Consider the following 18,893-nt stretch of genomic DNA (forward strand, 5'->3'; position numbering starts at 1 on the left):
ACTGTAGGATTTGTATTTTTATTTGTACGAATAATTATATTTTTGCTCCACCTAAAAAGTGAAAGTTTAATTAGAATAGTTGTTTGGAAAAAGTTCTTTTAGTGAACGTGAAAATAATAATTTTGAAATTGGTGTTATTTATTAACTTTTAAAATCCTAGATTGTAGTTCATATATGTTTAAGAATTATAAATACTATTTTTGATTTGCTATTTGCTTATCAGCAAGTTTGATGACAAACTTTTCGAGAATGGATTTGTTGTTTATTTTTATTAAATTTGACCATCAATCAAACTAAAATGAAATTACAAATGTTTAAAATCTTAGCTAAAATTAATAAAGCTATTTTACCATCATATACAAAGCAAAAGTTAGACATCTCTAAAGCGACTAAATTTCAATTGGCTGTTATTGGTTGGAGAGCTTTTGTAACGATAAATTCACTTAATTAAAATATAAAATTATGAAAACAGAACACACTAAACTATTTACAGGATCTAATATTATTGTGAATGGTGTAAAGAATTTATTAGACACGGCAGATATAAGCTACATTATAAAGGATAAATTTGAATCAGCTAGATTAGGAGGTTTTGGAGAACAGATGGATTCTGTTGAAGTTCATGTATTAGATGCTGACTTAGAAAAGGCAAAAAAAACCATTAACGATTACAACGAAAAAATAAACGAATAAAAAACAAGTGTAGATTTCTTTATTAAAAAAAATGCTATTATATTTGCACCCGCTTAACGGCCTCGTGGCGCAACTGAATAGCGCACTTGATTACGGCTCAAGAGGTTACTGGTTTGAATCCAGTCGAGGTCACAGATTACAAAAGTAACTATCTAATAATTTGATAGTTACTTTTTTTTGATGTTTATTTTCCCCCTATACTCCCCCTTTTTTGAATTTCATCTTGCCAACTATTTAAAAACTCTTTTTTTATGGTGTTAAAAACAACCTTTTTTTAGTTTTATGAAAACAGATTAATATAATTTAAACCCGTTGTTCATTATAAATAGTTAAAAAAAGTTATTCATTTGAGATGTAATAGACAAAATAGTTGGCAAAAATTTCCTTACCACTTTTGTTTATTAGCTTTGAGCCAAATCAAAGGTTTTGAATAAAAAAAATGCAAATTTTGTGATAGCTTAATCACACATAAATACGGTATTAGATTAGGTAAACAGCGTTACAAGTGTTTGGATTGTAAGAAAGTTTTTACTGGTGGAAAACAAATCTCAGTAAATTTTCTTTGGGATGAGTATACCAGAGGAAAACAAACTTACATACAACTCGCAAATAAATATGGATGCTCAAAGAGAACTATATAACGTAAGCTAGATCTTTATCAAGAAAAGAAAGCAGAAGTAGTACCTAAGAAAGTTATTGTTTTAGTGTCTACAACTTATTGGGGAAGAAGCTTTGGATTAATGTTGTTTAAGGATGCTTACAGTAAAGAAAATCTTCTTTGGTATTACGTAAAATCAGAAACGAACGCTTTATACATAAGGGGAATTAATGAACTAAAATCAAAAGGTTTTGAGATAGTTGCTATCGTCTGTGATGGTAGAAAAGGATTAGTTGGAGCATTTAATGATATACCTGTTCAACTCTGTCAATTTCATCAAGTTGCTGCAATAAGAAGATATATAACTAAAAACCCGAAAATGGATGCATCTATTGATTTGAAAATACACGTAGCTTTGCTAAAAAGCATTGATAAAGAATCATTTGAAGGTGTATTAAAGATGTGGTTTATTAAGTGGGAAAGCTTTTTAAATGAGCGAACCATTAATATTGAAACAGGTAAAAGTCACTTTACTCATAAAAGACTCAGAAGTGCATACAGAAGCCTTAACACGAATATGACATGGTTATTTGCATGGTATGAAAATTATGAGTTAAATATTCCTAACACAACTAACACGATTGATGGTCATTTTTCTGATTTAAAAAACAAACTAAGAAATCATAATGGATTGACAAAAGAGAGAAAGATCAAATTTGTAAATGATTTTTTAAAAACGAAAATGGATTGATAAAATTACTAGAAAAAAGATCAACCATTTTGTCCATTACGCCCATTTTTTCAATCAGATTTTCGAGAAATTCTAAGATTTGCTTGGAAAATAAATCAATACCGTTCAGTAGGAGAGAGGAGTAGTGTCCAACTATTTTGGAAAGCAATTACATAAAATAAAAAACCCAGAACCACAGAAAGTTGCGTGTTCTACTTTGCTTCCGTTCTAGTTTGTTTGCCTATTTTGGCAGCCATGAATTCTAAGCAATAGAATTTTTTTATTCTATTGCTTAGCGAACTACGCCATTTATGGTTAGCGTTCCACTTCCTAATTTGTATATGCTTCCAGTATTTCCGCTTCCGCTTACAGTACCTGTTACATTTACGTCTCCAGTTCCCCCATATAGGTGGTGATGTTTATTACAAGGCCTCCTGTGATGGATAGGGTATCGGCATCTGCTTTTATGTACACGGTGTTAGTATTAGAGGTAATAGTTCCACTGTAGGTATTGTTTCCACTAAGACTTCTCAGTGCTCCTGTGTTGCTGATTCCCGCTCCGTATAGGGTTATAGGTTCAGCGATGGATACACCACCTTCTATTTGCAATGTGGTTCCGTTCATTACCATAGTAGGTCCACTAATTGCTCCTAAGGCCGTATCGTGTTGCGCATTTATAGTTCCGGCGGCAATAGTTGTTCTACCGGTATAGGTATTGGGTCCGCTCAGTGTAAGTGTTCCATTTCCTGATTTGGTTAGGTTTAGTTCAGTTGCACTTCCGTTTTCAAGGATTCCGGAGAAGGAGCTTGCTCCATTTCCAGTTCCTACATTTAGGGTGTAGGTTCCACTTCCCGAGCTGGTGATGGTTCCGCCTCCATCGATGGTTCCTAGTTGGTGGTTGTAGTTAGACATGTCTACTACCGCAGATGTGTTTACCGTTAATGGTCCGCTTGTTTGCAAGGTATTGGTACGTAGTAATTTTAGTGTTCCTTGATTTACCGTGGTCGGGGAGTAAGAGGGAAAGCTTGTGCCGTACCAAGTAACAGCGTTCAAGGCAAAGATTCCGGTACCGTTTTTCACGAGTGCTCCGATAGCTAGGGTTCCAGTCGTATGCCCATCGTTGATACCTGTTGCCGTTGTCAATACAGTAGCATCGGTATCAATGGTAAGGGTACCATTCATAAAACCGTACTGGTTATAAGATGGATTATATAGATTCATGCCTTGAGTCAATGAGACCCCTAAAGGTCCTGTAATGGTTACGTCTCCTGACAGACTTGAGTAGGTTCCAATATTATAATGATTGGTACCATAACTAGTATTGTTTCCTCCTCTTGTGTCTAGGATATTATTCACACGCACCGATCCGTTGACGGCATCTAAGGTGATGTTTCCAGCACTTTTGGGAATGGTTCCCATGGCTCCAGTACCTGTTTGGTAGGTAAAGAGACGATTATTGACTTGTATACTTCCTTGGGTAGACCTTAGGATGATGTTTTTTCCGTGATTAATATAGTTAGCGCTATAGAGGTCTAAATTTCCTGAGACTGTTATAGCGTCGTTTGCTTCAATGGTAAAGCTACGTCCCGCGGTGTTACTACTGGTTGACGTTATGCTTGCTTTTATCACTACGACTCCACTTTGCGTTCCTGGCGCTGACGAAGCCCGTTTTCCATAGCTGTCTATTCCTTCATTACCCGCTGTTATTCGCTTCCCGTTTCTGTTTACTAAATTAATTCCTGTATTTGTTATTTCTCCGTAAGATGTTAATGTGGGTTTACCTCCTATGTTATTGGTTACGATGGTCACATCCCCATTATTTAGTTTGTTTTGTATGTCGGTATTTTGGATGTTTACGTTATCGGTATTGGGAGTAAAGACCCAAGGCGCTGCTGCGTTCCATGTACCTCCGGTAGTTGCTGCTGTTGTAATTTCTATGTTGCTGTGTCCGGTTTCATTTCCAGAGACGATATTTCCAGGGATAACTTCACCATCAGTACGTTGTACCGCGAAGTAGAGTTGGTTGTCTGCACTGTTTAAAAAGCGCATGGCATCGATTTGTTGTTTGGTGAGTACTTGGCTGGTACCGACTTTAACTTTTCCATTTGTTCCTGAGGTGTTTGCCCCGTAGGTGCCTTGCCATCCAGTGATGGTGAGTTGTTCAAATTCGAAGTTTGCAGCAGAAGCAAAGCTTATGGTGTGATCGCCACTTCCTAGTGATAGGGTAGAGCTCAGGGGCAGTTCTAGTTGTCCAGTACTTGAGGAGAAGCCGTTGGTCTCTAGTATACCTCCATTAAACTTGACAATGCTATTAGGGCCTCCTAGGGCATCGTTGGCTCCAAAACGTAGTATGCCTTGGGTAATTTGCGTGTAGTTGGTGTAGGTGTTTGCTGCGACCCCTCCTATAGTAAGGATCCCTGTTCCTTCTTTGATTAGGGGTTGTGCACCTGAGATAACTCCTGTGCTTACGATATTGCTGGGTCCTTGAAAATAGGTTATATTGTTTATTGCTATGTTTCCACTAAGGGTAAGTAGTCCTGCTTCGTTGTGTATTTTCACGGTGTTATTAGCACAGTTAATATTTCCTGTTACGGTATTGTTACCGCTTAGATTGCGCAGTACTCCTAGAGAACTGTGCCCTAGTCCGTTTAGGGTTAATGCATCTGCAGTGGTAATATTATTTTCGAGTTGCAGTGTTGCGCCGTTAGAGATAGTTGTTCCTTGCCCTGTAGTTCCTAGCGCTTGATTGTGTTGAATCGTAAGGACTCCATCTTGAATAGTGGTAGCGTTTGTATAGGTATTAGCTCCACTTAGTATAAGGGTTCCATTCTCTGTTTTATAGAACGGTTGTGCTCCAGAGATCACACTAGGGATATGGATGGTTCCGTTTCCTGCCATATAGGTGCTGATGTTTAATACAAGGCCTCCTGTGATGGATAGGATATCGGCATCTGCTTTTATGTACACGGTGTTAGCATTAGAGGTAATAGTTCCACTGTAGGTATTGTTTCCACTAAGACTTCTCAGCGCTCCTGTGTTGCTGATTCCCGCTCCGTACAAGGTTATAGGTTCAGCGATGGATACACCACCTTCTATTTGCAATGTGGTTCCGTTATTTACTATAGTAGGTCCACTAACTGCTCCTAAGGCCGTATCGTGTTGTGCATTTATAGTTCCGGTGGCAATAGTTGTTGTGCCGGTATAGGTATTGGGTCCGCTCAGTGTAAGTGTTCCACTTCCTGATTTGGTTAGGTTTAGTGCAGTTGCACTTCCGTTTTCAAGGATTCCGGAGAAGGAGCTTGCTCCATTTCCAGTTCCTACATTTAGGGTGTAGGTTCCACTTCCCGAGCTGGTGATGGTTCCGCCTCCATCGATGGTTCCTAGTTGGTGGTTGTAGTTATACATGTCTACTACCGCAGATGTATTTACCGTTAATGGTCCGCTTATTTGCAAGGTATTGGTACGTAGTAATTTTAGTGTTCCTTGATTTACCGTGGTCGGGGAGTAAGAGGGATAGCTTGAGCCGTACCAAGTAACAGCGTTCAAGGCAAAGATTCCGGTACCGTTTTTCACGAGTGCTCCGATAGCTAGGGTTCCAGTCGTATGCCCATCGTTGATACCTGTTGCCGTTGTCAATACAGTAGCATCGGTATCAATGGTAAGGGTACCATTCATAAAACCGTACTGGTTATAAGATGGATTATATAGATTCATGTCTTGAGTCAAGGAGACCCCTAAAGGTCCTGTAATGGTTACGTCTCCTGACAGACTTGAGTAGGTTCCAATATTATAATGATTGGTACCATAACTAGTATTGTTTCCTCCTCTTGTGTCTAGGATATTATTCACACGCACCGATCCGTTGACGGCATCTAAGGTGATGTTTCCAGCACTTCTGGGAACGGTTCCCATGGCTCCAGTACCTGTTTGGTAGGTAAAGAGACGATTATTGACTTGTATACTTCCTTGGGTAGACCTTAGGATGATGTTTTTTCCGTGATTAATATAGTTAGCGCTATAGAGGTCTAAATTTCCTGAGACTGTTATAGCGTCGTTTGCTTCAATGGTAAAGCTACGTCCCGCGGTGTTACTACTGGTTGACGTTATGCTTGTGAGTATGTTGACCACCCCGCTTTGGGTACCATAGGTGTTATTGGTTACGATGGTCACATCCCCAGTATTTAGTTTGTTTTGTATGTCGGTATTTTGGATGTTTACGTTATCGGTATTGGGAGTAAAGACCCAAGGCGCTGCTGCGTTCCATGTACCTCCGGTAGTTGCTGCTGTTGTAATTTCTATGTTGCTGTGTCCGGTTTCATTTCCAGAGACGATATTTCCAGGGATAACTTCACCATCAGTACGTTGTACCGCGAAGTAGAGTTGGTTGTCTGCACTGTTTAAAAAGCGCATGGCATCGATTTGTTGTTTGGTGAGTACTTGGCTGGTACCGACTTTAACTTTTCCATTTGTTCCTGAGGTGTTTGCCCCGTAGGTGCCTTGCCATCCAGTGATGGTGAGTTGTTCAAATTCGAAGTTTGCAGCAGAAGCAAAGCTTATGGTGTGATCGCCACTTCCTAGTGATAGGGTAGAGCTCAGGGGCAGTTCTAGTTGTCCAGTACTTGAGGAGAAGCCGTTGGTCTCTAGTATACCTCCATTAAACTTGACAATGCTATTAGGGCCTCCTAGGGCATCGTTGGCTCCAAAACGTAGTATGCCTTGGGTAATTTGCGTGTAGTTGGTGTAGGTGTTTGCTGCGACCCCTCCTATAGTAAGGATCCCTGTTCCTTCTTTGATTAGGGGTTGTGCACCTGAGATAACTCCTGTGCTTACGATATTGCTGGGTCCTTGAAAATAGGTTATATTGTTTATTGCTATGTTTCCACTAAGGGTAAGTAGTCCTGCTTCGTTGTGTATTTTCACGGTGTTATTAGCACAGTTAATATTTCCTGTTACGGTATTGTTACCGCTTAGATTGCGCAGTACTCCTAGAGAACTGTGCCCTAGTCCGTTTAGGGTTAATGCATCTGCAGTGGTAATATTATTTTCGAGTTGCAGTGTTGCGCCGTTAGAGATAGTTGTTCCTTGCCCTGTAGTTCCTAGCGCTTGATTGTGTTGAATCGTAAGGACTCCATCTTGAATAGTGGTAGCGTTTGTATAGGTATTAGCTCCACTTAGTATAAGGGTTCCATTCTCTGTTTTATAGAACGGTTGTGCTCCAGAGATCACACTAGGGATATGGATGGTTCCGTTTCCTGCCATATAGGTGCTGATGTTTAATACAAGGCCTCCTGTGATGGATAGGATATCGGCATCTGCTTTTATGTACACGGTGTTAGCATTAGAGGTAATAGTTCCACTGTAGGTATTGTTTCCACTAAGACTTCTCAGCGCTCCTGTGTTGCTGATTCCCGCTCCGTACAAGGTTATAGGTTCAGCGATGGATACACCACCTTCTATTTGCAATGTGGTTCCGTTATTTACTATAGTAGGTCCACTAACTGCTCCTAAGGCCGTATCGTGTTGTGCATTTATAGTTCCGGTGGCAATAGTTGTTGTGCCGGTATAGGTATTGGGTCCGCTCAGTGTAAGTGTTCCACTTCCTGATTTGGTTAGGTTTAGTGCAGTTGCACTTCCGTTTTCAAGGATTCCGGAGAAGGAGCTTGCTCCATTTCCAGTTCCTACATTTAGGGTGTAGGTTCCACTTCCCGAGCTGGTGATGGTTCCGCCTCCATCGATGGTTCCTAGTTGGTGGTTGTAGTTATACATGTCTACTACCGCAGATGTATTTACCGTTAATGGTCCGCTTATTTGCAAGGTATTGGTACGTAGTAATTTTAGTGTTCCTTGATTTACCGTGGTCGGGGAGTAAGAGGGATAGCTTGAGCCGTACCAAGTAACAGCGTTCAAGGCAAAGATTCCGGTACCGTTTTTCACGAGTGCTCCGATAGCTAGGGTTCCAGTCGTATGCCCATCGTTGATACCTGTTGCCGTTGTCAATACAGTAGCATCGGTATCAATGGTAAGGGTACCATTCATAAAACCGTACTGGTTATAAGATGGATTATATAGATTCATGTCTTGAGTCAAGGAGACCCCTAAAGGTCCTGTAATGGTTACGTCTCCTGACAGACTTGAGTAGGTTCCAATATTATAATGATTGGTACCATAACTAGTATTGTTTCCTCCTCTTGTGTCTAGGATATTATTCACACGCACCGATCCGTTGACGGCATCTAAGGTGATGTTTCCAGCACTTCTGGGAACGGTTCCCATGGCTCCAGTACCTGTTTGGTAGGTAAAGAGACGATTATTGACTTGTATACTTCCTTGGGTAGACCTTAGGATGATGTTTTTTCCGTGATTAATATAGTTAGCGCTATAGAGGTCTAAATTTCCTGAGACTGTTATAGCGTCGTTTGCTTCAATGGTAAAGCTACGTCCCGCGGTGTTACTACTGGTTGACGTTATGCTTGTGAGTATGTTGACCACCCCGCTTTGGGTACCATAGGTGTTATTGGTTACGATGGTCACATCCCCAGTATTTAGTTTGTTTTGTATGTCGGTATTTTGGATGTTTACGTTATCGGTATTGGGAGTAAAGACCCAAGGCGCTGCTGCGTTCCATGTACCTCCGGTAGTTGCTGCTGTTGTAATTTCTATGTTGCTGTGTCCGGTTTCATTTCCAGAGACGATATTTCCAGGGATAACTTCACCATCAGTACGTTGTACCGCGAAGTAGAGTTGGTTGTCTGCACTGTTTAAAAAGCGCATGGCATCGATTTGTTGTTTGGTGAGTACTTGGCTGGTACCGACTTTAACTTTTCCATTTGTTCCTGAGGTGTTTGCCCCGTAGGTGCCTTGCCATCCAGTGATGGTGAGTTGTTCAAATTCGAAGTTTGCAGCAGAAGCAAAGCTTATGGTGTGATCGCCACTTCCTAGTGATAGGGTAGAGCTCAGGGGCAGTTCTAGTTGTCCAGTACTTGAGGAGAAGCCGTTGGTCTCTAGTATACCTCCATTAAACTTGACAATGCTATTAGGGCCTCCTAGGGCATCGTTGGCTCCAAAACGTAGTATGCCTTGGGTAATTTGCGTGTAGTTGGTGTAGGTGTTTGCTGCGACCCCTCCTATAGTAAGGATCCCTGTTCCTTCTTTGATTAGGGGTTGTGCACCTGAGATAACTCCTGTGCTTACGATATTGCTGGGTCCTTGAAAATAGGTTATATTGTTTATTGCTATGTTTCCACTAAGGGTAAGTAGTCCTGCTTCGTTGTGTATTTTCACGGTGTTATTAGCACAGTTAATATTTCCTGTTACGGTATTGTTACCGCTTAGATTGCGCAGTACTCCTAGAGAACTGTGCCCTAGTCCGTTTAGGGTTAATGCATCTGCAGTGGTAATATTATTTTCGAGTTGCAGTGTTGCGCCGTTAGAGATAGTTGTTCCTTGCCCTGTAGTTCCTAGCGCTTGATTGTGTTGAATCGTAAGGACTCCATCTTGAATAGTGGTAGCGTTTGTATAGGTATTAGCTCCACTTAGTATAAGGGTTCCATTCTCTGTTTTATAGAACGGTTGTGCTCCAGAGATCACACTAGGGATATGGATGGTTCCGTTTCCTGCCATATAGGTGCTGATGTTTAATACAAGGCCTCCTGTGATGGATAGGATATCGGCATCTGCTTTTATGTACACGGTGTTAGCATTAGAGGTAATAGTTCCACTGTAGGTATTGTTTCCACTAAGACTTCTCAGCGCTCCTGTGTTGCTGATTCCCGCTCCGTACAAGGTTATAGGTTCAGCGATGGATACACCACCTTCTATTTGCAATGTGGTTCCGTTATTTACTATAGTAGGTCCACTAACTGCTCCTAAGGCCGTATCGTGTTGTGCATTTATAGTTCCGGTGGCAATAGTTGTTGTGCCGGTATAGGTATTGGGTCCGCTCAGTGTAAGTGTTCCACTTCCTGATTTGGTTAGGTTTAGTGCAGTTGCACTTCCGTTTTCAAGGATTCCGGAGAAGGAGCTTGCTCCATTTCCAGTTCCTACATTTAGGGTGTAGGTTCCACTTCCCGAGCTGGTGATGGTTCCGCCTCCATCGATGGTTCCTAGTTGGTGGTTGTAGTTATACATGTCTACTACCGCAGATGTATTTACCGTTAATGGTCCGCTTATTTGCAAGGTATTGGTACGTAGTAATTTTAGTGTTCCTTGATTTACCGTGGTCGGGGAGTAAGAGGGATAGCTTGAGCCGTACCAAGTAACAGCGTTCAAGGCAAAGATTCCGGTACCGTTTTTCACGAGTGCTCCGATAGCTAGGGTTCCAGTCGTATGCCCATCGTTGATACCTGTTGCCGTTGTCAATACAGTAGCATCGGTATCAATGGTAAGGGTACCATTCATAAAACCGTACTGGTTATAAGATGGATTATATAGATTCATGTCTTGAGTCAAGGAGACCCCTAAAGGTCCTGTAATGGTTACGTCTCCTGACAGACTTGAGTAGGTTCCAATATTATAATGATTGGTACCATAACTAGTATTGTTTCCTCCTCTTGTGTCTAGGATATTATTCACACGCACCGATCCGTTGACGGCATCTAAGGTGATGTTTCCAGCACTTCTGGGAACGGTTCCCATGGCTCCAGTACCTGTTTGGTAGGTAAAGAGACGATTATTGACTTGTATACTTCCTTGGGTAGACCTTAGGATGATGTTTTTTCCGTGATTAATATAGTTAGCGCTATAGAGGTCTAAATTTCCTGAGACTGTTATAGCGTCGTTTGCTTCAATGGTAAAGCTACGTCCCGCGGTGTTACTACTGGTTGACGTTATGCTTGTGAGTATGTTGACCACCCCGCTTTGGGTACCATAGGTGTTATTGGTTACGATGGTCACATCCCCAGTATTTAGTTTGTTTTGTATGTCGGTATTTTGGATGTTTACGTTATCGGTATTGGGAGTAAAGACCCAAGGCGCTGCTGCGTTCCATGTACCTCCGGTAGTTGCTGCTGTTGTAATTTCTATGTTGCTGTGTCCGGTTTCATTTCCAGAGACGATATTTCCAGGGATAACTTCACCATCAGTACGTTGTACCGCGAAGTAGAGTTGGTTGTCTGCACTGTTTAAAAAGCGCATGGCATCGATTTGTTGTTTGGTGAGTACTTGGCTGGTACCGACTTTAACTTTTCCATTTGTTCCTGAGGTGTTTGCCCCGTAGGTGCCTTGCCATCCAGTGATGGTGAGTTGTTCAAATTCGAAGTTTGCAGCAGAAGCAAAGCTTATGGTGTGATCGCCACTTCCTAGTGATAGGGTAGAGCTCAGGGGCAGTTCTAGTTGTCCAGTACTTGAGGAGAAGCCGTTGGTCTCTAGTATACCTCCATTAAACTTGACAATGCTATTAGGGCCTCCTAGGGCATCGTTGGCTCCAAAACGTAGTATGCCTTGGGTAATTTGCGTGTAGTTGGTGTAGGTGTTTGCTGCGACCCCTCCTATAGTAAGGATCCCTGTTCCTTCTTTGATTAGGGGTTGTGCACCTGAGATAACTCCTGTGCTTACGATATTGCTGGGTCCTTGAAAATAGGTTATATTGTTTATTGCTATGTTTCCACTAAGGGTAAGTAGTCCTGCTTCGTTGTGTATTTTCACGGTGTTATTAGCACAGTTAATATTTCCTGTTACGGTATTGTTACCGCTTAGATTGCGCAGTACTCCTAGAGAACTGTGCCCTAGTCCGTTTAGGGTTAATGCATCTGCAGTGGTAATATTATTTTCGAGTTGCAGTGTTGCGCCGTTAGAGATAGTTGTTCCTTGCCCTGTAGTTCCTAGCGCTTGATTGTGTTGAATCGTAAGGACTCCATCTTGAATAGTGGTAGCGTTTGTATAGGTATTAGCTCCACTTAGTATAAGGGTTCCATTCTCTGTTTTATAGAACGGTTGTGCTCCAGAGATCACACTAGGGATATGGATGGTTCCGTTTCCTGCCATATAGGTGCTGATGTTTAATACAAGGCCTCCTGTGATGGATAGGATATCGGCATCTGCTTTTATGTACACGGTGTTAGCATTAGAGGTAATAGTTCCACTGTAGGTATTGTTTCCACTAAGACTTCTCAGCGCTCCTGTGTTGCTGATTCCCGCTCCGTACAAGGTTATAGGTTCAGCGATGGATACACCACCTTCTATTTGCAATGTGGTTCCGTTATTTACTATAGTAGGTCCACTAACTGCTCCTAAGGCCGTATCGTGTTGTGCATTTATAGTTCCGGTGGCAATAGTTGTTGTGCCGGTATAGGTATTGGGTCCGCTCAGTGTAAGTGTTCCACTTCCTGATTTGGTTAGGTTTAGTGCAGTTGCACTTCCGTTTTCAAGGATTCCGGAGAAGGAGCTTGCTCCATTTCCAGTTCCTACATTTAGGGTGTAGGTTCCACTTCCCGAGCTGGTGATGGTTCCGCCTCCATCGATGGTTCCTAGTTGGTGGTTGTAGTTATACATGTCTACTACCGCAGATGTATTTACCGTTAATGGTCCGCTTATTTGCAAGGTATTGGTACGTAGTAATTTTAGTGTTCCTTGATTTACCGTGGTCGGGGAGTAAGAGGGATAGCTTGAGCCGTACCAAGTAACAGCGTTCAAGGCAAAGATTCCGGTACCGTTTTTCACGAGTGCTCCGATAGCTAGGGTTCCAGTCGTATGCCCATCGTTGATACCTGTTGCCGTTGTCAATACAGTAGCATCGGTATCAATGGTAAGGGTACCATTCATAAAACCGTACTGGTTATAAGATGGATTATATAGATTCATGTCTTGAGTCAAGGAGACCCCTAAAGGTCCTGTAATGGTTACGTCTCCTGACAGACTTGAGTAGGTTCCAATATTATAATGATTGGTACCATAACTAGTATTGTTTCCTCCTCTTGTGTCTAGGATATTATTCACACGCACCGATCCGTTGACGGCATCTAAGGTGATGTTTCCAGCACTTCTGGGAACGGTTCCCATGGCTCCAGTACCTGTTTGGTAGGTAAAGAGACGATTATTGACTTGTATACTTCCTTGGGTAGACCTTAGGATGATGTTTTTTCCGTGATTAATATAGTTAGCGCTATAGAGGTCTAAATTTCCTGAGACTGTTATAGCGTCGTTTGCTTCAATGGTAAAGCTACGTCCCGCGGTGTTACTACTGGTTGACGTTATGCTTGTGAGTATGTTGACCACCCCGCTTTGGGTACCATAGGTGTTATTGGTTACGATGGTCACATCCCCAGTATTTAGTTTGTTTTGTATGTCGGTATTTTGGATGTTTACGTTATCGGTATTGGGAGTAAAGACCCAAGGCGCTGCTGCGTTCCATGTACCTCCGGTAGTTGCTGCTGTTGTAATTTCTATGTTGCTGTGTTGCGCATTCACAGAAAAAGTAAACCCTAAAAAAATAAACATGGTAATCGATGCCAGGGACATAAAATCCTTGATTTTACTTGGGAAAGGAATATCGTATGTTTTTTTAGTTACCATATTTTGAAGCGAGATCATTAATCTTTAATATTAGTAGTAGTAATCAAATTGAATTCTGTCACCAGACATTATTGTATAATTTCCGTTATTAGCAGGGTTGTAAGTAACGGTTAGACTACTCAAATTATAAGCCAAATTGCTAACACGAATACCATTGATATACATTTTAACCATACTTCGATTATTAGGGCTTGAGATATTGTAAAACTTGTTTGGGAAGCAGTTGCAGCAACTTCCACATTGATTTCTTGAATGATCGTAGTCCACTGCGCAACACCACTACTAGAAATCATTAAAACTTGCCCAACGGTTCCAGTAGATGAAGGTAGTGCGGTTCCTCCGGCGGTAAGCATCGCAGAAATAACAAGGTCACTTGTAAATGTTTTCTTACCCGCTACAGTTTGATCTGAAGTTAAGTCAACAAACACCCCTGATGCACTAACCCCCGTAACAGCATCCATAACAAAAGCGGTTGTTGCTATTTGGGTTGTATTGGCTCCGGAAGCGGCAGTTGGCGCAGTGGGCAGTCCAGTAAGATTAGGATTGTTAATAGGCGCTTTTAATAAAAGCCCAGGCACGGTTGGAGTATCAGAAGTTCCTGAAAGATCTCCCGTTAGCTTTAATATTCCTTTTACGGTAGAAGTAGCATCAAGACTTAGTGAACTTGATATTTGAGTATCTACATATGTTTTTACGGCATTTTGAGTAGGAAATAAATCATTACTTGTACCTAAAACAGTGTTTGTGGATTTATTAGAACTCGCCTCTTTACTAGATAAGCCAGGTACAGTAGGTGAATCAGCAGTCCCTCCTAAATCTCCGGTAAGTTTTAGAATCCCTTTTACTGTTGTTGAAGCATCTACTGAAGAAGAAAGACTTGAAATCTGACTGTCAATATATGTTTTAACTGCGTTTTGAGTAGGATACAAAACATTACTACTTCCTAAGTTTACATCCGTAGACTTTAGACTTGCATTTTCCTTGAATATTAAATTAGGTACTGTAGGAGCATCGGCAGTTCCAGAAAGGTCTCCCGCAAGCTTTATGACACCCTTGATAGTAGTTGTTGCATCTGCTACCGATCCTGTAGAAATTTCATTATCTACATATGTTTTCACTGCATTTTGAGTAGGATATAATACATCACTTGTCCCTAATGTTGTTGACGTAGATTTATTTGTAGTATCTTCTTTAGTCGATAATCCAGGTACGGTGGGTAGCTCAGATGTACCACCCAGATCTCCTGCCAATTTGATTATACCTTTCAAGGATGTTGTAGCATCAAATACTGTTACTTGTGCATCAACATATGTTTTCACTGCTTTTTGAGTAGGATATAAAATATCGCTAATACCAAGAGCTATGTTTGATGACTTGTGGCTTAAATTTTCTTTTAACCCTAATGATGGAACGGTGGGTAAATTGGCTGTTCCTCCTAAATCTCCTGCTAGTTTTAAAATCCCCTTACTACTGGTTGTTGCGTCTGCAACAGATCCACTTGCTATTTGGTTATCAACATAGGTTTTCACGGCATTTTGAGTTGGATATAAGACATTACTAGTTCCTAATGCTATTGCAGTAGATTTGTTAGTTGCGTCTTCCTTATATATCAATCCGGGAACGGTGGGTAAGTCGGATGTTCCTCCTAAATCTCCCGCTAATTTAATAATCCCTTTATTTGTCGTAGTTGCATCACTAACAGATATACTTAAAATTGCATCTGTATTTGCTTTGATTTGTGTATCAAGAGCAGCATCAGCAGCTTTCAGAGAGCCTGCGCTGGCTATGTAATTGGTAGAACCATCAGCGGTATATCTTCCATCAGTTCCTAATCCAGCTCCTATTTGCGTGGCATCAAGTTCTGTTTGAATATTTGAAGAAGCATCGGAGCTAGAAGATGACAAGCTGCCGATTCGATCAGAAACCAATTTTAATTCCGTATCCAAAGCAGTATCAGCAGCCGTTAGTGAAATTACGGTAGATATATAGTTGGCAGAACTATTAGCAGTGTATATTCCATTTGCAGCAAGTCCAGCTCCTGTTTGAGTGGCATCTAGTTCTGATTGAATATTAGTGCTGCTTGTTGCATTGGTTACAATAGCATCAGTATTTGTTTTGATTTGCGTATCCAATGCTACATCTGCACTAGTAAGTGACGTTACTGTAGTTAAATAGTTCGTACTGCCATTAGCAGTGTAAGCTCCATCCGTTCCTAATCCAGCCCCAGTTTGGGTAGCATCAAGTTCTGTTTGAATACTGGTGTTGCTTGTTGCATTGGTTGCAATGGCATCAGTATTTGTTTTGATCTGCGTATCCAATGCTACATCTGCACTAGTAAGTGACGTTACTGTAGTTAAATAGTTCGTACTGCCATCAGCAGTGTAAGCTCCATCCGTTCCTAATCCAGCACCCGCTTGAGTGGCATCTAGTTCTGATTGAATATTAGTGTTGCTTGTTGCATTGGTTACAATAGCATCAGTATTTGTTTTGATTTGCGTATCCAATGCTACATCTGCACTAGTAAGTGACGTTACTGTAGTTAAATAGTTCGTACTGCCATTAGCAGTGTAAGCTCCATTAGCTGCAAGTCCAGCTCCTGTTTGTGTGGCATCTAGTTCTGTTTGAAGTCCAGTTGTGTTTGAAGTGTTGGTCGTGATTGCACCGGCATTGGTTGCAATGGCATCTGTATTTGTTTTGATTTGTATATCCAAATCTTCAGTAGCATCCACTAAAGAAATGGAAGTAGATATGTAATTGGTTGCAGTATTAGCGGTGTATATTCCATTTGCTGCAAGTCCAGCTCCTGTTTGAGTGGCATCTAGTTCTGTTTGAATACTAGTGTTGGTTGTTGCAATGGCATCAGTATTTGTTTTGATTTGCGTATCCAAATCTTCAGTAGCATCGACTAAAGAGGTGGAAGTCTTTATGTAATTGGTACTTAAGTTTGCTGAGTAGGTGCCATTCGTTCCAAGCCCAGCCGCTGTTTGTGTGGCATCTAGTTCTGTTTGTAGTCCATTTGCATCTGATGTATTGATGGCAATTGCAGTTGCATTAGTAATAATAGAAGTAGTATTAATGTTAATTTGTGTATCCAAAGCAGCATCCGCATCTGCTAGAGAACCTACAGTAGAAATGTAGTTGGTAGAGCTATCAGCTATATATGTTCCATTTGCTGCAAGTCCAGCTCCTGTTTGAGTGGCATCAAGTTCTGTTTGAATACTGGTGTTGCTTGTTGCATTGGTTGCAATGGCATCAGTATTTGTTTTGATCTGCGTATCCAATGCTACATCTGCACTAGTAAGTGACGTTACTGTAGTTAAATAGTTCGTACTGCCATCAGCAGTGTAAGCTCCATCCGTTCCTAATCCAGCACCCGCTTGAGTGGCATCTAGTTCTGATTGAATATTAGTGTTGCTTGTTGCATTGGTTACAATAGCATCAGTATTTGTTTTGATTTGCGTATCCAATGCTACATCTGCACTAGTAAGTGACGTTACTGTAGTTAAATAGTTCGTACTGCCATTAGCAGTGTAAGCTCCATCCGTTCCTAATCCAGCCCCAGTTTGGGTAGCATCAAGTTCTGTTTGAATACTGGTGTTGCTTGCTGCATTGGTTACAATAGCATCAGTATTTGTTTTGATTTGCGTATCCAATGCTACATCTGCACTAGTAAGTGACGTTACTGTAGTTAAATAGTTCGTACTGCCATTAGCAGTGTAAGCTCCATCCGTTCCTAATCCAGCCCCAGTTTGGGTAGCATCAAGTTCTGTTTGAATACTGGTGTTGCTTGTTGCATTGGTTGCAATGGCATCAGTATTTGTTTTGATCTGCGTATCCAATGCTACATCTGCACTAGTAAGTGACGTTACTGTAGTTAAATAGTTCGTACTGCCATCAGCAGTGTAAGCTCCATCCGTTCCTAATCCAGCACCCGCTTGAGTGGCATCTAGTTCTGATTGAATATTAGTGTTGCTTGTTGCATTGGTTACAATAGCATCAGTATTTGTTTTGATTTGCGTATCCAATGCTACATCTGCACTAGTAAGTGACGTTACTGTAGTTAAATAGTTCGTACTGCCATTAGCAGTGTAAGCTCCATCCGTTCCTAATCAGCCCAGTTTGGGTAGCATCTTAGTTCTGTTTGAATACTGGTGTTGCTTGCTGCATTGGTTACAATACATCAGTATTTGTTTTGATTTGCGTATCCAATGTACATCTGCACTAGTAAGTGACGTTACTGTAGTTAAATAGTTCGTACTGCCATTAGCAGTGTAAGCTCCATCCGTTCCTAATCCAGCCCCAGTTTGGGTAGCATCAAGTTCTGTTTGAATACTGGTGTTGCTTGTTGCATTGGTTGCAATGGCATCAGTATTTGTTTTGATCTGCGTATCCAATGCTAACATCTGCACTAGTAAGTGACGTTACTGTAGTTAAATAGTTCGTACTGCCATCAGCAGTGTAAGCTCCATCCGTTCCTATCCAGCACCCGCTTGAGTGGCATCTAGTTCTGATTGAATATTAGTGTTGCTTGTTGCATTGGTTACAATAGCATCAGTATTTGTTTTGATTTGCGTATCCAATGCTACATCTGCACTAGTAAGTGACGTTACTGTAGTTAAATAGTTCGTACTGCCATTAGCAGTGTAAGCTCCATCCGTTCCTAATCCAGCCCCAGTTTGGGTAGCATCTAGTTCTGTTTGAATAACTGGTGTTGCTTGCTGCATTGGTTACAATAGCATCAGTATTTGTTTTGATTTGCGTATCCAATGCTACATCTGCACTAGTAAGTGACGTTACTGTAGTTAAATAGTTCGTACTGCCATTAGCAGTGTAAGCTCCATCCGTTCCTAATCCAGCCCAGTTTGGGTAGCATCAAGTTCTGATTGAATATTAGTGTTGCTTGTTGCATTGGTTGCAATGGCATCAGTATTTGTTTTGATCTGCGTATCCAATGCTACATCTGCACTAGTAAGTGACGTTACTGTAGTTAAATAGTTCGTACTGCCATCAGCAGTGTAGCTCCATCCGTTCCTAATCCAGCCCAGTTTGGGTAGCATCAAGTTTCTGTTTGAATACTGGTGTTGCTTGTTGCATTGGTTACAATAGCATCAGTATTTGTTTTGATTTGCGTATCCAATGCTACATCTGCACTAGTAAGTGACGTTACTGTAGTTAAATAGTTCGTACTGCCATTAGCAGTGTAAGCTCCATCCGTTCCTAATCCAGCCCCAGTTTGGGTAGCATCAAGTTCTGTTTGAATACTGGTGTTGCTTGCTGCATTGGTAGTAATGGCGTCAGTATTTGTTTTAATTTGCGTATCCAAATCTTCAGTAGCAACGACTAAAGATGTTGAAGTGGTTATGT

At 41.2% G+C, this 18,893-nt stretch carries 8 protein-coding genes, 1 tRNA gene and 2 pseudogenes; 5 read left to right on the plus strand and 6 right to left on the minus strand.

What is annotated here, in order from left to right; all coding sequences use genetic code 11:
* Window positions 1-298 precede the first annotated feature (298 nt).
* The 5 genes and pseudogenes from BST83_RS01575 to BST83_RS01590 form a co-directional block, all read left to right on the plus strand.
* A complete protein-coding gene (locus BST83_RS01575) occupies window positions 299-451 on the plus strand; it encodes an SsrA-binding protein (RefSeq protein ID WP_104808278.1) in 153 nt (50 codons plus the stop codon).
* A gap of 11 nt (window positions 452-462) precedes the next feature.
* Complete coding sequence (locus tag BST83_RS01580; RefSeq protein ID WP_104808279.1) at window positions 463-693, plus strand: putative signal transducing protein; 231 nt, start codon at window positions 463-465, stop codon at window positions 691-693.
* Between the two features lie 58 nt (window positions 694-751).
* Window positions 752-825: transfer RNA gene (locus BST83_RS01585), tRNA-Arg, on the plus strand.
* Between the two features lie 317 nt (window positions 826-1,142).
* Window positions 1,143-1,334, plus strand: a pseudogene (locus BST83_RS21670) (IS1/IS1595 family N-terminal zinc-binding domain-containing protein); the annotation flags it as partial.
* Between the two features lie 12 nt (window positions 1,335-1,346).
* Window positions 1,347-2,042 (plus strand): annotated as a pseudogene (locus BST83_RS01590) (IS256 family transposase, variant Zn-binding type); the annotation flags it as partial.
* A gap of 363 nt (window positions 2,043-2,405) precedes the next feature.
* Here BST83_RS01590 and BST83_RS01595 read toward each other — a convergent pair.
* From BST83_RS01595 to BST83_RS19730, 6 genes are all read right to left on the minus strand, one after another.
* Window positions 2,406-13,529, minus strand: coding sequence for an autotransporter-associated beta strand repeat-containing protein (locus BST83_RS01595; protein ID WP_170062704.1), 11,124 nt, complete (start codon window positions 13,527-13,529; stop codon window positions 2,406-2,408).
* 119 nt (window positions 13,530-13,648) lie between these two features.
* Window positions 13,649-17,554: a beta strand repeat-containing protein gene (locus BST83_RS01600; protein ID WP_104808281.1), complete on the minus strand. Its 3,906-nt coding sequence runs from the start codon at window positions 17,552-17,554 to the stop codon at window positions 13,649-13,651.
* Between the two features lie 84 nt (window positions 17,555-17,638).
* Complete coding sequence (locus tag BST83_RS01605; protein WP_146092089.1) at window positions 17,639-17,923, minus strand: hypothetical protein; 285 nt, start codon at window positions 17,921-17,923, stop codon at window positions 17,639-17,641.
* 81 nt (window positions 17,924-18,004) lie between these two features.
* Complete coding sequence (locus BST83_RS01610) at window positions 18,005-18,253, minus strand: hypothetical protein (RefSeq protein ID WP_104808283.1); 249 nt, start codon at window positions 18,251-18,253, stop codon at window positions 18,005-18,007.
* Window positions 18,254-18,376: 123 nt separating this feature from the next.
* The gene (locus BST83_RS01615) at window positions 18,377-18,586 is read right to left on the minus strand and encodes a hypothetical protein (RefSeq protein WP_104808284.1); all 210 of its coding nucleotides are present in this window, start codon (window positions 18,584-18,586) and stop codon (window positions 18,377-18,379) included.
* Window positions 18,586-18,893, minus strand: a 308-nt coding sequence (locus BST83_RS19730; protein WP_170062705.1) for a hypothetical protein, incomplete at its 5' end; no start/stop codon positions are given. The genes BST83_RS01615 and BST83_RS19730, both read right to left, overlap by 1 nt.

The organism is Polaribacter filamentus, assembly GCF_002943715.1.
Classification (GTDB): Bacteria; Bacteroidota; Bacteroidia; order Flavobacteriales; family Flavobacteriaceae; genus Polaribacter; species Polaribacter filamentus.

What these genes read in the sequence shown, in the direction of transcription:
- BST83_RS01615 (WP_104808284.1), bottom strand. Translation starts at nt 18,586, where the DNA reads ATGCTACCCAAACTGGGCTGGATTAGGAACGGATGGAGCTACACTGCT.
- BST83_RS01580 (WP_104808279.1), top strand. Translation starts at nt 463, where the DNA reads ATGAAAACAGAACACACTAAACTATTTACAGGATCTAATATTATTGTG.
- BST83_RS01595 (WP_170062704.1), bottom strand. Translation starts at nt 13,529, where the DNA reads ATGGTAACTAAAAAAACATACGATATTCCTTTCCCAAGTAAAATCAAG.
- BST83_RS01575 (WP_104808278.1), top strand. Translation starts at nt 299, where the DNA reads ATGAAATTACAAATGTTTAAAATCTTAGCTAAAATTAATAAAGCTATT.
- BST83_RS01610 (WP_104808283.1), bottom strand. Translation starts at nt 18,253, where the DNA reads ATGCAGCAAGCAACACCAGTTATTCAAACAGAACTAGATGCTACCCAA.